The organism is Nostoc sp. NMS9 (assembly GCF_017114995.1).
Lineage (GTDB): Bacteria > Cyanobacteriota > Cyanobacteriia > Cyanobacteriales > Nostocaceae > Nostoc.
Genome location: NZ_JABXKL010000102.1, coordinates 1 through 17225, shown reverse-complemented (window position 1 = coordinate 17225; position 17225 = coordinate 1). Strand labels below are relative to the sequence as shown.

General features: G+C 39.6%; 12 protein-coding genes and 3 CRISPR repeat arrays (1 of these 15 running past the window's edge). Of the genes, 8 read left to right on the top strand and 4 right to left on the bottom strand.

Annotated features, from left to right (window positions below):
• Positions 1 to 935: a CRISPR direct-repeat array (repeat unit 36 nt; unit sequence GTCGCTTCTCTTCGGAGAAGTGGAATTAATGGAAAC) (it extends 197 nt beyond the left edge of the window).
• Positions 936 to 1192: 257 nt separating this feature from the next.
• Complete coding sequence (locus tag HWQ40_RS33755; protein ID WP_292786611.1) at positions 1193 to 3346, bottom strand: WYL domain-containing protein; 2154 nt, start codon at positions 3344 to 3346, stop codon at positions 1193 to 1195.
• Positions 3347 to 3982: 636 nt separating this feature from the next.
• A CRISPR array of direct repeats spans positions 3983 to 4598; the repeat unit is 36 nt; unit sequence GTTTCCATTAATTCCGATTTAACCCAATCGGTAGGG.
• A 779-nt stretch (positions 4599 to 5377) separates the two neighbouring features.
• Here HWQ40_RS33755 and HWQ40_RS33750 point away from each other — a divergent pair.
• The 7 genes from HWQ40_RS33750 (at position 5378) to HWQ40_RS33720 (ending at position 14577) form a co-directional block, all read left to right on the top strand.
• Positions 5378 to 6943, top strand: coding sequence for a type III-B CRISPR-associated protein Cas10/Cmr2 (locus HWQ40_RS33750; protein WP_292786610.1), 1566 nt, complete (start codon positions 5378 to 5380; stop codon positions 6941 to 6943).
• A complete protein-coding gene (locus tag HWQ40_RS33745) occupies positions 6928 to 7920 on the top strand; it encodes a CRISPR-associated protein (RefSeq protein WP_292786608.1) in 993 nt (330 codons plus the stop codon). The genes HWQ40_RS33750 and HWQ40_RS33745 overlap by 16 nt, the downstream gene beginning before the upstream one ends.
• Position 7921: 1 nt before the next feature.
• Positions 7922 to 8758, top strand: a complete 837-nt coding sequence (gene cmr4 / locus HWQ40_RS33740; protein WP_292786606.1) for a type III-B CRISPR module RAMP protein Cmr4 — start codon at positions 7922 to 7924, stop codon at positions 8756 to 8758.
• Between the two features lie 4 nt (positions 8759 to 8762).
• Positions 8763 to 9173: a hypothetical protein gene (locus HWQ40_RS33735; protein ID WP_094343327.1), complete on the top strand. Its 411-nt coding sequence runs from the start codon at positions 8763 to 8765 to the stop codon at positions 9171 to 9173.
• Positions 9166 to 10776: a hypothetical protein gene (locus tag HWQ40_RS33730; protein ID WP_292786602.1), complete on the top strand. Its 1611-nt coding sequence runs from the start codon at positions 9166 to 9168 to the stop codon at positions 10774 to 10776. The genes HWQ40_RS33735 and HWQ40_RS33730 overlap by 8 nt, the downstream gene beginning before the upstream one ends.
• Before the next feature lie 2 nt (positions 10777 to 10778).
• The gene (locus HWQ40_RS33725; protein ID WP_292786600.1) at positions 10779 to 12398 is read left to right on the top strand and encodes a hypothetical protein; all 1620 of its coding nucleotides are present in this window, start codon (positions 10779 to 10781) and stop codon (positions 12396 to 12398) included.
• A 411-nt stretch (positions 12399 to 12809) separates the two neighbouring features.
• Positions 12810 to 13512: direct repeats of the CRISPR family, unit length 36 nt; unit sequence GTCGCTTCTCTTCGGAGAAGTGGAATTAATGGAAAC.
• Positions 13513 to 14235: 723 nt separating this feature from the next.
• Positions 14236 to 14577, top strand: a complete 342-nt coding sequence (locus tag HWQ40_RS33720; protein ID WP_292786598.1) for a helix-turn-helix domain-containing protein — start codon at positions 14236 to 14238, stop codon at positions 14575 to 14577.
• A gap of 84 nt (positions 14578 to 14661) precedes the next feature.
• Here HWQ40_RS33720 and HWQ40_RS33715 read toward each other — a convergent pair whose 3' ends face one another.
• The 3 genes from HWQ40_RS33715 to HWQ40_RS33705 all read right to left on the bottom strand — a co-directional run bounded on the left by HWQ40_RS33715 (position 14662) and on the right by HWQ40_RS33705 (position 16438).
• On the bottom strand, positions 14662 to 15057 hold the full coding sequence (locus tag HWQ40_RS33715) for a hypothetical protein (RefSeq protein WP_292786596.1): 396 nt from the start codon (positions 15055 to 15057) through the stop codon (positions 14662 to 14664).
• A 27-nt stretch (positions 15058 to 15084) separates the two neighbouring features.
• Complete coding sequence (locus HWQ40_RS33710) at positions 15085 to 15690, bottom strand: VWA domain-containing protein (RefSeq protein WP_292786594.1); 606 nt, start codon at positions 15688 to 15690, stop codon at positions 15085 to 15087.
• Between the two features lie 142 nt (positions 15691 to 15832).
• Positions 15833 to 16438, bottom strand: coding sequence for a VWA domain-containing protein (locus HWQ40_RS33705; protein WP_292786591.1), 606 nt, complete (start codon positions 16436 to 16438; stop codon positions 15833 to 15835).
• 367 nt (positions 16439 to 16805) lie between these two features.
• Between HWQ40_RS33705 and HWQ40_RS33700 the strand changes: the two genes are divergently transcribed.
• The gene (locus tag HWQ40_RS33700) at positions 16806 to 17189 is read left to right on the top strand and encodes a PAS domain-containing protein (protein WP_292786589.1); all 384 of its coding nucleotides are present in this window, start codon (positions 16806 to 16808) and stop codon (positions 17187 to 17189) included.
• Positions 17190 to 17225 lie beyond the last annotated feature (36 nt).

The window sequence follows — 17225 nt, the reverse complement described above, 5'->3', positions numbered from 1 at the left end:
ACCACCTAACACTAGACCACCAGTCGCTTCTCTTCAGAGAAGTGGAATTAATGGAAACCCTTAGTTTCATTTAAATCAAACTTTGGTTTAGGAGTCGCTTCTCTTCAGAGAAGTGGAATTAATGGAAACTGTTCCCTGGATTCTGATTAATTAATTTGTGACCCGTCGCTTCTCTTCAGAGAAGTGGAATTAATGGAAACAGTATTTACTCCATCCCCAGTAGTTGTAAATTCTACACCGTCGCTTCTCTTCAGAGAAGTGGAATTAATGGAAACTTGAGCTGCTTGCGCTCGGCACTCTCGAAATCAAACGTCGCTTCTCTTCGGAGAAGTGGAATTAATGGAAACCTGAATTTTTCATCAAAGCATTTTCTGATGAAGGCGTCGCTTCTCTTCGGAGAAGTGGAATTAATGGAAACTTTCGCTTACGTGGTTGAATTTTTTGTTAACCTCAATTCCTGTCGCTTCTCTTCGGAGAAGTGGAATTAATGGAAACGAAGGTCAACAGCATCCAAGTAAGTGAAAGTATAGTCGCTTCTCTTCGGAGAAGTGGAATTAATGGAAACAGAACCATGCTGTAGATTGGGTTAATCATATCTACAGGTCGCTTCTCTTCGGAGAAGTGGAATTAATGGAAACCTTAACCACTTTACTCCCTCTGCTTTACCATTTTTGCAGTTTGTCGCTTCTCTTCGGAGAAGTGGAATTAATGGAAACTCTTGGATGATGCCAAAAGTATCCTCTAGTTGCTCAAGTCGCTTCTCTTCGGAGAAGTGGAATTAATGGAAACTAGAAACTGCATAGATTGATCCGCGTCGGTTTTTAAGTCGCTTCTCTTCAAAGAAGTGGAATTAATGGAAACACAATTTCGTTGTCCACTACTGCTGTCTCCACATTCATGTCGCTTCTCTTCAAAGAAGTAGAATTAATGGAAACCGAATCGCGCACTCCATAACTTCCGAGCGGGAGTCAGAGTCGCTTTTCTCTTCACAGAAGTGGAATTTCTCTAAATAAAAAGGTCGAGATGTAAATATCCCGACCTTTAAAAGTATTTTGGAATATATATTTTTATTTATCGTACAATCAAGGGTTTAAGACCCCTACGTCTACACGTAGTATCAGTTGAGTTGGGGTTTAAATCCCCAACTCCAACTGTCTTTAATTTTGAATTTTGAATTTTGAATTTTGAATTGTTAATACTGCTCATAAACTTTAACAATCGCCTCACCAATTCCTTTAACCTTAACTAACAATTCCTCTGGTTGCACTACCTTCACATTACCGCCAAAACCAACAATCCACCGCAGAAACTCCACATCACCCAAATACCATATAGGCAATACCACCCGAAAGCGATTAGGAAACTGTTTATTTGTGGTTTTTTTCAGGCAGAAAATTGACTTAGGTAACATTAATCTTCCGCCCTCTACAGGTGGAGACATATTCATTTGTCTTGCAGGGAATCTCTTAGTTCCTTCTGTAATAAACCGGAACATAAAATCATTAAACCACAGTTCTACTGTAATACAAGCTTGGGAATGTTCTTGTTTATCTTTAGAAAGGAATTGGCGCTGGTTACTGGCACTATACCCCAAAAAAATCCCCACGCTAGCAGCAGAAAGCTTCTGTAATTTCTCTAATGATTTTTCTTGTTCCTGTTTAGAACGGAATCTTCCTTGAAATTGACCTATGAACAATCTATCCAAACGCTCAAACCGGAACAGTCCTGCATACTTTCCACCTTCACACTCAAAACCTAAATACCACGCTTGGTTACAAAACACGATTTGCAAGGGAAATGCTAAAAAAAAACTTTCTTCATCAAGAACAAACTTACCGCCGCCAGAAAAGCGATTTAATTCCAGTAATTGTCCTTTAGCGATCGCCTCTTCCAATTGCTCTAAATTCCTAGACAGAGCATCGGTTGGTAAAAACTTTGGGTCAATCATACTGCGATTAGCGATCGCCCGTACCGGATACACATGATTTACCCCTAACTTACTTTTTACCATCCGTGTGGCAAATATTTCATAAATCTCCAACGCTACAGGATCATCAAGGCTTTTAGCCTGAGACTGGAGAACATCAAACACTTTGGTTAATTCATGTGTTGATAAAATCGCTGTCCCTGCAAAGTAGCCATCTCTCAAGGGAAATTCTGGCAATATTTTATAAGGCTTGAGAACCTTTTCAATGTCCTTGCGGACAGTATCTAAACCATCGCCATCGATAATCCCATTTTCCTTGAGTGCAGACACGAGCGTTTGTAGGCTTCCCTTCCCTGTATCTTGCAAAAATGGGTGGTGGAGAATCAAGCGAATGATTTGTATCAACCTCCGAAAGCTGTCGCAGTCAGAATAAGCATGAGTTACAAAAGTCGATGGTGTAATGGAGCGATCGGGTGGTACAGTGATGCCAGAAGAAGGGGCAATACTATTGACTCCAATGAGGGAATTTTGTTGTAGCCAGTGTAAGTCAGATGCGATCGCATTTTTATTAGCGTAAATAGTACCGCATAATTTATCCATGAAAGCGGTAACTTCCTCTAAAGAACTTGCAAACGCAGGAGCATTACCCAAAATGCTTTCTAGTAAACTGGGGTGAGTGGTTTGCAGATTCCCAATTCCTGGATAGCGAATAATCAGGGAAATTAAATGCATTAAGCGCTCAAAGTCCAGCAGCTTACTGTAACCGTGTAAAGTAGTGTGGTGATTACGATTAGCGCGGTTGGTAAGGGTACGCTTAAGCTGTTGAATTTGGGTTGGAATTTGTTGAATATCAAACTTGAGGGAGGTGACATCAATTTCTTTTACAGATACAAATCCCTCTGCTGCTACTGGCGGAAACTCTTGCAGAGATTTGTGCATATTCTCAATTATGATCTCTGGAACTTGTCGGGTGCGCTGTTGATTCCATCCTTTACAAGTTGCCAAAGGAGTTTGCAAATACCACCCCATCCACAGAACCTCTTCCCCATGCTGTCCAAGGCAAGCAACAGATGAATTTAGCTTTTTTAACAAATCCATCCGCCATACACGCTTGGCATTGGTAGCGTCATAGATTACAGAATCACCTTGAGCAATTGCATCAGCAATCTCAGAAATTACTTTTTCTTCTATCTGACTCCATTCACCCTGGATACCTGCATCGCCATAGAGTTGTTGGCGAATTGCATCAGTGGAGACAATGCGATAATTCCCCAGTTTTGCTAACTCGACCGCGAAAGTGGTTTTCCCACTACCGGGGATACCGATGACGAAGTGACAGATCATTAGGAGTTCAAGGATAAAAGTTTTTCGGCGTTGCTGAATCAAGGGATGATTCTTGTGGGGTGGGCATCCTGCCATTGGTGTCAAGTTAAGGCAGAAGCCCAAATGTCAAAGGTATGTTCATCGAATTCGGGGTGTCGTTTATTGAATTCGGGTAGCCGTTTATTGAATTCGGGCAGTCGTTTATTGAATTCGGGCAGTCGTTTATTGAATTCGGGGTGTCGTTTATTGAATTCGGGGTGTCGTTTATTGAATTCGGGGTGTCGTTTATTATTTTTGTTCAATTTTAAAGGACTTCCAGAAATTAAATTATTCAATTGTGAGAGCGAAGACTATTGTGAAATTCTTCCTCCCCTGCTCCCCCTGCTCCCCCTGCTCCCCCTGCTCGCCAAAGGGATGGGATGTTTTTTTAGTTGGAAGTCCCTAATTTGAGGAGAATAAAACCTAAACACAAAAAGACTTTTCATCCAGTCTCCAGTCCCCAGCTATACTAGTTGACCCCAGTGATTTCATCTTAACTTGACACTAATGGCAAGATGCCCATCCCACAAAACTAGTAAAATCATCCCGCAATTATGCAACGCCAGTTTTTCTACTTTAACTTTTAACTGTTATTTGTTTGTTGTCTAGGCTTTTCAAGCGAATGACGACGGTATTAATGAAGGGTTGAATTAATTTTGCTTCTCAAACAGAGAAGCGAGTAATCGGATTGTTTTTCCATTTTCTACCGATTTAACCCAATCGATAGGGAATGGCTTCGGCTGGAATGATGACTTGGGTGACGGGGTTTCGATTAATTCCGATTTAACCCAATCGGTAGGGGCAAGCCGCGCAAGCTTCACGGGAGTATCTGGCTAAAAAGTTTCCATTAATTCCGATTTAACCCAATCGGTAGGGCCAAATGCTTCTGAAGGTTCCACCGCTAAAGAGGTTTCCATTAATTCCGATTTAACCCAATCGGTAGGGTGCTTGAATCTCTTTATGGCGGCAGGAATAATGTTGTTTCCATTAATTCCGATTTAACCCAATCGGTAGGGCCTAAACGACATGTATTGCGAAGGATTGATGGCTACTTGCGTTTCCATTAATTCCGATTTAACCCAATCGGTAGGGCACAGTAACACATGTAGGAACTGTTTACGGAACGCGCGGTTTCCATTAATTCCGATTTAACCCAATCGGTAGGGTTTTGATGATTTTTTGAAATTATCTAATAACCAGTTTCCATTAATTCCGATTTAACCCAATCGGTAGGGTCTTAAGAGAGGCCCACACCCATCCAGCCCTTTCTACCGTTTCCATTAATTCCGATTTAACCCAATCGGTAGGGAGTTCGTCTAGGAGGCTTTGCCCCGTAAGGCTTTCAGCCACAAAATCGACACCATTCTAAAAAACATTATATATGTTGTGTAAAATTTAAAAACACGCATACCTCAAATCCTTACCCAGTAAGCAATCGACACCACTCAACGAAAAATATAGGGTTTTGGCGATTTGGTGAGTGGTGTCGATGAACGTCTCAAATTTCCCGTTGACAGTCAACAGTTAATAATTGCACAAACAAGCAATTAAATTAATGTATTGAAATTTAAAACTCCTCATACTCTCTCCGCCTCTATACCTCTGCGTGAGATACAGCATTTTGCATCTAAATGAAGTACATTCTTTACCCCCCTTAATCCCCCCGATGTATTTCCTAATCTAGTTCCCTCCCCTTTCCAAGGGGAGGGTTAGGGAGGGGTATTTTTGTACTTCATTAATTTGCAATCTGCTGTAAATCATCTCACAAATATGCAACGCCTTAACAGAGTACACAATTAATCTTGCTCAGACATCCAAAAAATATTTCGTCATTCGCATGAAAAGGTATTTACATTCTCGATTTTTCGGAGAAGATGTAAATGTCACAATAATTCCCCCAGTCCTACATAACTCCAAGCTTGTACAAAGTGCTTAAGTACTATATGTGCTTAATTGGCTTATTTTATTACTAGCTTACCTCTGAAAACTAAGCTATTAATTGATAAACCAAGAATTATTACAAAGTATAACTACTGAGTACAAGTTCAATTTATTACTGTAATTTAGACAAGACCGCATCCAGTAACTATGGTAAACGTGGCCAAATATACAGCAATAACCTTTGCTCCGGTGCAAGGTTTTATCGAGAAATCCCGTAAACTCCGAGACTTATATGGTGCATCTCTGATTCTCTCCTATCTCAGCCAGCAGCTAGTAAAAGAAGCTGAAAAAACTACAACAGTCATTTCCCCAGCAATCCCTAACCTCCAAAAAGGAATGCCAAATCGCATTCTTATTAAAGGAGAATTTTCAAAATCAGAGGTAGAAAAAACCTTATTGTCCGTGTGGAAGGGAATGTTGCAGGAATGTCGGTGCTGGATAGAAGCGAAATTACCTGACTATACATACTACTGGGAGAGGGAGTGGGCAAACTGGGGAAACCACGCCTGGGAAATTTTTTGGGGAGAAGGCGACAGTATTAAAGCGGCGATGGATGATTTAGAAACCCGTAAACTTTGCCGTGGGTGGACTGCTGTCAACTGGATTGGGGAGAGTTCTAGTTTAACAGGTACAGATGGAATTGCATTTCCGGGATTAGGTGGAGAAGCGAGAAATCCTAAAAATCGCCAGTGGACTATAGAAAAAGACGATATAAAAATCTTCTATAAACGCCTTGCTTGTGTATTAGAAAATCGTTCTCAAGATGCAGAACCAGAGGGTAAGTTTTTTGCACTCAATGAAAAATTAAGTATTCCCGAATTAGTGAAACGTTTAGTCACCTTACCAGAAATCGCCAACAATTTAGGGATGTCTAAACTAGAAAGCTTCAACGAAATTTATCGAGGCCCCGAAGCCAAAAATGAGCAAGGTAAAGGACGCTGGACAGGTTGGTTTATGGGTGATGGCGATGAGGTAGGGAAACACCTAAAGGAATTAGCAGACTTAGAAAATGGAGATGATGAACTGAAAAAGTTTAGTCAAGCCATGCGTAAGTGGGGGGAAAGTTTTAGCGATAAATTTCCTAGAGAAATCGGTCGGGTAGTTTATGCAGGTGGAGACGATTTTTTAGGCGTAATTTATCGAGACAAAGATCAAGAACCGATTACAGCCCAGCAAGCTTTTGCATGGTTAATTACATTACCCAAAATTTGGGAAAGACATGACCAAAAGATAGGCTTAAGCGTCGGATTTGTTTGGGCAGGTTCTAGCGTCCCCCAAAGAGATATTTTACAACATTGTCGTGAGGCAGAAAAGCTAGCTAAATCTTCAGGGCGTGGGCGAGTCACCATCCGAATTGTCTTTAACAGTGGTCAATATGTGCAGTGGACTTGTCCTTGGGATTATTTAAATATTTTGACCAAGTATCAAGACAGAGAAAAAAAAGCCAACTGGAGTCATATTTATCAAGATTTAGCTCAATTAGAATCCCGACGTGCTTTTAATCTTGATAAAAAGAGCTTTGTCGAAAAATTCGCTATTGAATTCTTTGATATTTACTTTCCAGGCGAAGGCAAAAAATTACTAAATTATGAACATGCTAAACGTCTCGTGGGTTTTGATGATGAAGATGTTCCTTATGACAGAGCAAAAGCCACAATTGATTGGATTAGCAATTTAATTAAAGTAGGCTGGCATTTATGTTCAAATACCTAATTACTATTCGTCCCTTGGGATTAATGTATGGAAGTGCGGGTGCATTTCTTTCACCAGAAAACCTAGTGGGTCGTTCTGGTGCTAAATTCCCACCAGAAACTGCGACTCTCTCAGGTTTGATGTTTAGTGTTAACAAGATCAAAGAAAAGGTTACTCAAAGTGAGTTGAGTAATAACCTATGTGTAGCAGGCCCATTTTGGGCAAAATACAAGGAAAGACAAAATTTTTATATTCCCATTCCTTGGCATAAAATAATTGCCAAAAAAGCCGTTGATGAGTGGCAATTAAAGGATGGTAAATGGGAGTTAGAAAATAAAAGCGAGAAACTAGAACCAGATTATCGTTGGCAAACAATCGATTCTTGGGGAACTCCAGCTAAAGCAATCAGGACTAATGATTATAAATCTGTTGCTGATAATCCTTGGAAATACGTTTCTTTTTTGCATCCCAGAATTAAAGTAACTGAACGGTCTGTAGAAAACTCCGACGGACTTTTTCTAGAAAATTCTGTCCAAATGGCAGACGATACCTGTTTAGTTTATCTATCAACGTATCCTATAGAAAACGGCTGGTATCGTTTTGGTGGTGAAAATCACGTTGTCGAAATAGAATGTGAGGACATTACAAATAAGAAATTTTTAAATCTATTAAATCAGCCAATAGAACGCACCTTTGCCTTAATTACACCAGCTATATGGGGTTCTAACCGTTTTTCTCACCGCCATCCTCAACATGAAAGTTTTCCCGAAACTCTAGAAATGCTAACAGATAAACCAGTACCCTACCGTTACCGCACCAAAGGGAATTTAGGAAGGGGACGTTACGCAGTTCCGGCTGGTAGTGTTTATGTGCTTGCAGAACCGTTAAATAAACCTTGGTGGTCATGGGATGAAGCATGGTTTCCCAAAGAAGGTTACAGCCTTAAACGTGTAGGATGCGGTTTATGTTTACCAACAGAAATTAAAGGAGTCGCCTAAAATGTACAAAAAAGCTTATGGAATTATTGAAACCTTAGCACCTTTGCACGTCGGTGCAACTGCTGGAGAAGAAAGCGGTAATTTAAACCTCATCTTCCGTGACCAATTTACTCAAACTGGTATTCTTCCCGGTAGTTCGATTCGCGGTCGCCTGCGTTCAGAAATGCGCCTGCTAGATGGAGAACAAGCAGCAAAATATTGGTATGGCAATGAAGCAGGTTCAGAACAATCAGAAATTAATAACGAGTCTATTATCAAATTTGAATACGCTTCTATTCTCTGGCTACCGGTCTTTTGTCCCGGTCAACCAATTGTCTGGGTAACTAGCCCACGTTTACTCCAACGCTACCAAAGAATTGCTGGCGATACTGTCAAATTTAATGGTAAATCTCTCAAAGAAATAGATATACCAGACCCCTATACAGGCTCAAAGAACTTAAAAGCGCGGGAATCTCAAGGTAAAAAGACCCTGTTTTTCAATTTAGGATTTTTGACTATCAACAAAATCGTAGACTTATCCCTTTGGTTTCCATCAGGAAAAGAAAAGCCAGCAGTGATAGTAAACGATAGCGATATTTCTATGATTCATGATATGGCTTTATATCGTCAAAGTCGCGTGCGCTTAAAACCTGACCAAAAGGTTGTTGATGGTGGTGGCTTCTTTAACACTGAAGCCTTACCAGAAGGAACTATTTTAGTCTTTCCCATCGCCATCAAAGATGATAAATCAGGTAAACAATGGGAACCCTTAAATGGTACTCAAAGCACAGATATTTATCTTGGTGGTTTAGAATCCATTGGTTTTGGTCACTGTAGTTTAACTTTAAATGGGGTGTGAATATATGACTTGGAAATCTTACGACTTAGACCAAGAAGCACAACGCCTAGTCCTCAAACACCGCGACCAAAAAGGTGTTATTGGTCAATCTCACAAAATGCGAATAACTGTAGCTTACGGCTTAGAGAGGTTTTGGGGAGAACAATTGCGACTTTTAGACAAAGAAAAAGCCAAAGGCGAATATTGGCGCGATACATGGAAAAGCTTTGTCAAAATCATGCAACTGGCTGGAATTAAGCTTCCTCAAGAAGATGTCAGCAATAATGAAACCTTAAAAATTCAGCAGTTCGCCGCCAAATTATGGGAACTTCCCATTGAAGACCAAAGAATTTGTTTAGCTGTGCTTACTCAATTCTGTGACAGTTTGGTTTGGTGGACTCAGCGCTACAAGAAATCAGGATTTGCAGATGAATAATAGTAATGAAGTTCCCTTAATGTTTCAAGCGCAAATCTCAGGGCGCGGGCAGATTCAATATATCAGAAATCCCGAACAGTCTGAGAGATGGGTTGATGAATGGGTAGAAGGTTCTGCAATCGACCCTCCCACATTTAACACCAATGTTAAAACAAAAGAATATAAAATAACTTGGCGCTTTGTTTCTAATAGTGGGCAAGACGAAGATATAATTCGGCCAGTCATCGCCGCTAAGGGATTTCCATTTTACCCAGGCGCAAGCATGAAAGGCGCTTTTTTACGTGCTTGTACCTCAGAACAGGGTGCAAGATATTGCGGTGGTAAACTGACTGACAACGATGCCATACCGGGAATTCTTCGCTTTCATGGCGGTTATCCTAAAGACGCAACTTGGGTTGACCAACCATTAATTGATGTAGTTCACCCTCAACAAGATTGGCAAATTAAAAATAACGGTAGCCACTCGGCATTTATTCAGATATCCCTCTATCAACCTACCTTAGTATTTGGCATTTCCAGCACCGAAGCACTAGAAGCCAGTGAATGGGAGACTATCTGGAGTATTTGGGATAAAGCTATAGAACGAGGTATTGGTTCTAGAGTTAGTGCTGGTTATGGTCAACCGATAAATCACCCAGAAACCAAATTATTCACTGTTAATCTGCGTGGACAAGGATTAGCCTCACAATTAATTGATAAAACAGGCGAGTTTCGTCCCAATATTTTTAAAGCTGCTTTACGTGGTCACACCCTGCGGTTATTTAGCGGCATTACTGATGAAAATACAGCCGAAGAATTAACTAGAGAGCTTTGGGGAGGATTTGCAGGGAGAAATGGTGCTATTGTCGGACAGCTAGGAATTGCTTTTAATGCTGTTGATTTAGAAATGGATGTATATCGGTATGGTAATGTAACCATGCCTATTTATGAATTAAATGCAGGAACTTTAAATATTCTTAGCATGGGTGATACCTCACAAGAATACAAAAAAGAGTTAAAAACATTAGCAACACAAATTTTAAGATTTGCTATGCTGCTTGGTGGCTTTGGTAAATCGTGGCGACGCATTGACCATCGTCTATTCTTTCCAGAATATTTAAATGGTAAACCCATGATAGGTTGTCATTGGCAATTTACACATCAATCAAATCAATACTATTTCCCAGTAAATAACATCAACCATATCACTAATATCCTAAATGATATTCATAAGACTGTAAATAACTGGCTAAAATTAAAAAATAAAACCCCAAGTAATAAATTAACTTCTTGGCGTGAATCATTTCATCCGCAAAAAGTTCAAGTCTGGGGACGCCTTGCACAAGATGAAGATGATAGTTTAGCTGTGAGATGGTTTCACGGTAATTACCAAGGAAGTAAATCAATTAAAGGCTCAAGTCTTACAGGTAGAATGAGTCAGATTGGTAGAATTTGGCATCGAATGTACCCTCGGTACATGATAAATAGGGAAGGAGAAATGAAGCGGAGGGGAAAAGAATTTGTAGAGTTACTCACCATTTTTCCTGATAAAAAAGATGAGAAAACACAAGAATTTTTAACTTTCTTAGCAACCAGCGAGTTTACCAAACTTTGGGGAGAGTAAATATGAGTATTTGGATTGTCACAACAGGTAATAGCGATGTTCTCCTCAAAAAGGATAAAAATTGGGGAAGTTTATATAGTGAAGTTAGATATAATTTGGAGTGTACAGAGTTTGCTTCACCTACTCAGAAAGATACCTATAATAAAGAGGCTGGATATACAGTACCTGCTAGAGTTTTAGGTCTAGTATATGAAAATAAGCCTGATTATTACGAGTCAGATTTAGAGTTTCCACTGCTTGATACTTATTATCAATATTTTGTAGAACAAAGTATCAAGCCGGAAAGAATTATAATTCTGCTCACAGACCAATCTCAAATATTCAATCAAGACAAATTAATTTATGAAAAATGTCCCTACTGGCAAGACACTTGTACACTTAAGCCTCTATTAGAGTGGTACTTACAAAGAAAATTTGACTGTCAATTAGAATTTTTATATCTTGCACCAAAAAATGATAATAACGGTATAGATAATTGGAATGAAACCCTTTCTTTGGTAGAAGAAGCATTCTGCAAGTTAGACTTTAATCCACTAAAACCTGTTTATGTTAGTCATCAAGCTGGAACACCAGCTATATCTTCTGCTATACAATTTGTTAGCTTAGGCAGATTTCAGAAAGTTAAGTTTTTAGTTAGTAATGAATATTTTGATGAAAATTATGAGCATCAATCTAAATCAGAAGCTATTGAAAGCTCTAATTATTGGCGAGGAATGCAGATTCAAAAAGCAAAGCAATTAATTATCAAAGGATTACCTGCTGCTGCAAAAGAAATTTTGACCGATATAGTTGATGATGAGGTAATGGATGAAATAAATAAAGTTGTTGATTTATTTAATATCAAGAGTTCCTTTCCCAAAGGTCAAGAGTTTGAAGCTAAATCAGCAGTTAGTAGAATAGTTATTTCTCTTGATTTAATTGAGATATTCTTTAATCAAGAAAACTATATCCAGGGAATAGCACTTTTAAACGCCACTCAAGAGACATTTTTAAAACCTGCTATTATTTCGCAAAAAAGAAAAAATAATGATTCTCTTCTCAACCTATCAAGTATAGTAGATTGGGATAGAGATGGATTATTTATTAAATCTCAAAATAATCTTAGTCAATTGAATATTCCCCAAAATATCACATTATTTTTAAAGAGTTTAAATTTTCCTATTCCTGTATATAATGAATATGATTTTCCATTTTGGGAAAAATATCAAAAAGAAAGTCATAGAAGGTTTAAGCTGAATAATACCAGACAGTTTAAATGGCTATGTGAACTTAAACAGGATTTTAAGCCTTGGGAAGTTTTGTCATGGTCATGCCAATATCAGAGAGAAAGAGAAGATGACCTTCGTAACCAATTATTACACAATTTACTTGGTGTAGATAAAACAGAACTGCTTGATTATATTTTGGGATATAATAAAGGCTCAATTAAGGTTTTTTTAGGAGATATTCAACAAAAAACTGATGAATCTTCTAAAAAGATTAATGAAGTTGAAGTAGCTTATCAACAAAATGTAAAAAGCAAATTTTTGAAATCTTTAAAACTCTTTGGTCTTTCACAAGAAACCACGATTGAAAATAAATTGCAGATTAAATTACGACAAATAGCTGATCATATTAATTAATTGTGCAGTTATCTAGCTTTTAGGGGATTTTTATATGTTCATCGACACTATTTATAGAATCCCCGAACCCTTCCCCTACATTTTTCGTTGAGTAGTGTCGATTGCTTACTGGGGGAGGATTTTAGGTATGTATTTTACTAAATTGGCTCTATGTCTTAAGGTAGTATGTGTCTGGGATTATACTAAAGTTTTCATGCGAATGACGAATTTTTGATCTTCGCCTAATTTTTCTGTGGCGGGGTCGGCAAAAGCTGGAAATGCCTATTGTCTCGTTTACCCCGCCGATGCCTTGCTGTCTAAGGGTTTTAGGAGTTTTATCTGTATGTAATATGCTTGAATTTGGCTGTAAGTTTATACCCCGTCGCAAATGGCATCTGGACATCAGACTGCGTAAGGGGTTAAATAAGAGGGGTCGCTTCTCTTCGGAGAAGTGGAATTAATGGAAACGGAACAGCGACAGCAGCGGCGCGATGAAGGTCAAGTCGCTTCTCTTCGGAGAAGTGGAATTAATGGAAACCGCGCAACCGCGAACAGAACTTCGCGCTGAACCTGCTGATGGATCCGGAGTCGCTTCTCTTCGGAGAAGTGGAATTAATGGAAACCTGAAAGTGGTGGCGGACTTCGCGTTCGGACGCCTGTCGCTTCTCTTCGGAGAAGTGGAATTAATGGAAACTTTTAGTGTCTGAGGCGGTTGATTTTTTAAGAAGTCGCTTCTCTTCGGAGAAGTGGAATTAATGGAAACGTGGAGCTAATTCAACAGAGAAACAATTAGCTAACGTGTCGCTTCTCTTCGGAGAAGTGGAATTAATGGAAACTTTCTAAAGGGAAAGTTTACACAGCAGATAGATACGGTCGCTTCTCTTCGGAGAAGTGGAATTAATGGAAACTTCTTGTGTCAATTCAGCCAAGAAAGAGTCAATTTTACGAGGTCGCTTCTCTTCGGAGAAGTGGAATTAATGGAAACTTGACGAACGCGCCTTCCGGCAGATCCTGCGCCGCGCGCCAGGGTCGCTTCTCTTCGGAGAAGTGGAATTAATGGAAACAACCTATATGCCGTTCAGTTCTATTAATTGTGCAGGTCGCTTCTCTTCGGAGAAGTGGAATTAATGGAAACTTGGTTTAGATTATGTCGCCCACAATGAAAGCAATATTACTGCACGCAACCAACTTTTTACTGCAAGAGCAACATAAGCTGATGTTACCAATTCAATTGCTTTTTTCGCGTCTTCTCCTCAGTAGAAAACCCAATATCCGTCGTCTAAAATTTCCTTTAAAAGGAAATTGGATTTGACAAAGTATAGTACTGTTAGCTCCCCAACGCTAGCTCTGTCACGAATTTTTTCAACAGTTTGACAAGTCTATGAAGTTTTTGTTGAAGTTGAGCTATCTCTTGTGTAAGCTCATCTTGCGAGATCCCTCTAGTGTTGACTATTTCAGCGAGTTTGGCGCTCGCTTCATGTTGTGCATTAGGAAAATCCAGGTATTGCTGAAACCGCTCTACTTGTGCTTGAAATGTTGAGATTGTTTCCTGTGTGAGTATGAAGTTTGGAGCGATCGCCTTGTTGGAAGGCTCTACTTGATTGGATAGCTAGTTATCCAATTATAATAAAACAAGCGATGCCTACGGCGGTAAACTACGCACTTTGCAGATTACTGTAACAGTAACAATCAAACATCCGCCTCCCGTTGACTGCGGAAGACAGCAAGTATCTACTGTATTTTCATATTCCCGCAGCTGCTACACTAGTCATGGAAGACCTAAAACAAGTAACAGATAACTAGCGGTATATCCAGCTATCCAGCAAACCTGAGTTGGGTTATTCCTAGAAAAAAAACTATGAAAGCTGAAGCAGAAAACCATTTCAGGCTGACTTGTGAAGTAGAAACTACCCTAAAAGTGATTGGCGGACGCTGGAAAGTTTTGATTATTAGAGAATTAATGGTAGGTGTCAAACGCTTTGGTGAGTTGCAACGCGCTTTACCTGGAGTTACGCAAAAGATGCTAACCCAGCAACTCAGAGAAATGGAAGAAGACGGCATTATCCATCGAGAAGTTTATCCCCAAATTCCGCCTAAAGTAGAATATTCTCTAACACCTTTAGGAGAAACTTTGCAACCAATTCTTTATGCTATGCACGAATGGGCTGTTCAACATTTAGCTCGAACAAATCACCATTAATATTGAGCATAGATAATAAATAATAATTAGCTACCTTATAATTTTAGTTAGCAGATTTCTCCGAATTAGGAATTACTAATTACTTTATTCATTGCTTCTTAAATATTCAATCGCTGCCTCTAATTTTGAGGGGTAACTTTCAGCAAACCTTTCAAACCAAAGTCCTTCAGACGAAAGTGGATCTACTTTAGATAACCATTCTTTCGCCTGTACTTGCAAAGCCTCTAGTTGTTTGGCTTTGAGTTGTTCTTGTCGAATTCGTTCCTGTTCTAGTTCTTGCTGTCTTTTTAATTCAATAGCAGCATCCTCTTCGGCAAAATCAGCCTTAACTTCTGCCAAAAGGTTATCCATCAAAGATGCCGACTTTGGCGATGATGGAATAAACGATTTGGCTACAACTGATTTTGACTGCTGCTGTTGTGGTTGTACTTCTTGACATTCAGTTTGGAGTTCAGCTAATAGCTTATCAATGGAATCCATTTTTGCAATTCCTCATAAATAGTATAGCTAGTCATTAATGGCATTGAGTAGCACTTCCGATAGACTCAAATCTTCCATATCTTCCATAGTAATGGTGTCACATATATCAAACTTAGCACCAGCACTTTGGAGTTCATCATCTAAGACTTTGAGAAAGCGGGTAGCTTGTTGATCTGTGCCAACTTGAATAAAAGAAATAGCTAATTCTTCATCTCGATCGATGCGACGAGAAGCTTCAATAATCACCCTCATGACTGCTTTGCGATCGTCCGGCTCACCATCAGTAACTACTAAAATTGTTTCACCATTTGGCTTGGTTTGACCGGCTGTTTTGCGTTGAAGATAATCATCAGTTGCATGTTTTAACACACTTGCCAAGTCAGTTGTACCAGAGGGATCGTTCTCTCGAAAAATTTGTGATACCTTGCTGGATGTGACGTTTTCGTATCGCTTGAATTTGCCAGAAAATACATAGATAGTGATGCCATCCGGGTCAAATTGCTCACACTTACTAGCTAAAGCTAAAGTTGATTCTTGGGCTGCAACCCATCTAGTTCTACCACCCTTTTGATCTTGGGTTGCCATACTACCGCTTTTGTCAATAATCAAGGTATAATCACGATTTTCTAGCATTATTGAATTCTCCAATTAAGAATTAACAGTTACTCAACTATGGGCGATCGACAAACATACAGCAGAGTTTAAATTGGTAAGGTACACAAGCGAAGTCTGTTACCTAAATATAAAGCGTGTTTTACTCCTGAATTCTGCTGTATTAGTCAGTTATTGCGTTCGTCAATACATCTACAAGACTCATTTCTTCTAAATCGTCTAAAGTGACGGTATCGCAAATATCAAATTTAGCGCCAACACTTTGTAACTGGTCATCCAAAGCTTTGAGAAACTTAGTTGCTTGGGCATCTGAACCTACTTGAATAATCGAAATTGCTAATTCTTCATCACGTTCCATTTGGCGAGTAGCATGAATGATGACTTCAAACACAGCTTTGCGATCGTCTGGTTCACCATCAGTGATAACTAAAATTGTCTCTCCGTTTGGCTTGGTTTTACCGGCGGCTTTGCGTTGAAAGTAGTTATTGAGCGCATCTTGAAGTACACCTGCTAAGTTTGTTGTGCCAGAAGGGTCATTTTCGAGAAATATTTGGGCGACTTTGGCTGAGGTGACATCATCGTAGCGTTTAAATCTCCCAGAAAACACGTAAACGGTGATGCCATCGGGGTCAAACTGTTCGGCCTTTCTGGCCAAAGCGAGAGTAGACTCTTGAGCGATTTCCCATCTACTTCTACCACCCAGTTGGTCGGGTGTAGACATACTACCGCTTTTGTCAATGATTAATGTATAGTCGCGATCGCTCATCATAATCTTCCTTTGATTGTTACCCTGTGGTTCTAGTCTAATCTACGAATTTGACGATACCGCAAGCATTTTAAGGTTTTGTATCAATTATGCTATTCAAAAAAGCCGCGTCACAGTTGATGAATGCGTTGGCGTAGCCGCCGCAGGCATCGCCGAACCTAACCTAATCTCTTTGTTCCCCTAGAGAACAAAATCTTACCAATCTCCAGTGATGCACAGAGCGGCTGGTGAGCGGAGTCGAACCATGTCGAAGTGTCCCCAATTCCCTGTTGCACCCGTAGTGACTTTGGGAATAATAAATACTAGTCATACTGGCATATAGGGAGCTAAACAAAAGCTGTTTAGCTAAATTTTAGAGATAAATTCGGGTATGAACCATCCTAGTTTCTTAGATAACCCCGCGCCAAAACAAAACACGCAGCAGCAAAACTTTTCTTTGGCATTTCTGCATCAGACAATCAACGGCATATCTGACCCAATTTTTGTCAAAGACCGTCAACATCGCTGGGTATTACTTAACGATACCTACTGCGATTTCGTCGGTCATAGCCGAGAAGAATTAATTGGTAAGTCAGACTATGATTTTTTTCCGCAAGCAGAAGCTGATGTGTTGCGGGAAAAAGATGAACTGGTTTTCACCACAAATATTACTAATGAGAACCAGGATATTTTTACTGATGCTCAGGGTATAAACCTCATCCATCTTGAGAACTGGAGTTTTTCAAGAAGATATATCCTACCTTCCGCACCCTAACTGTCACACATCAACAAAAAACCGATTAAATAGTAC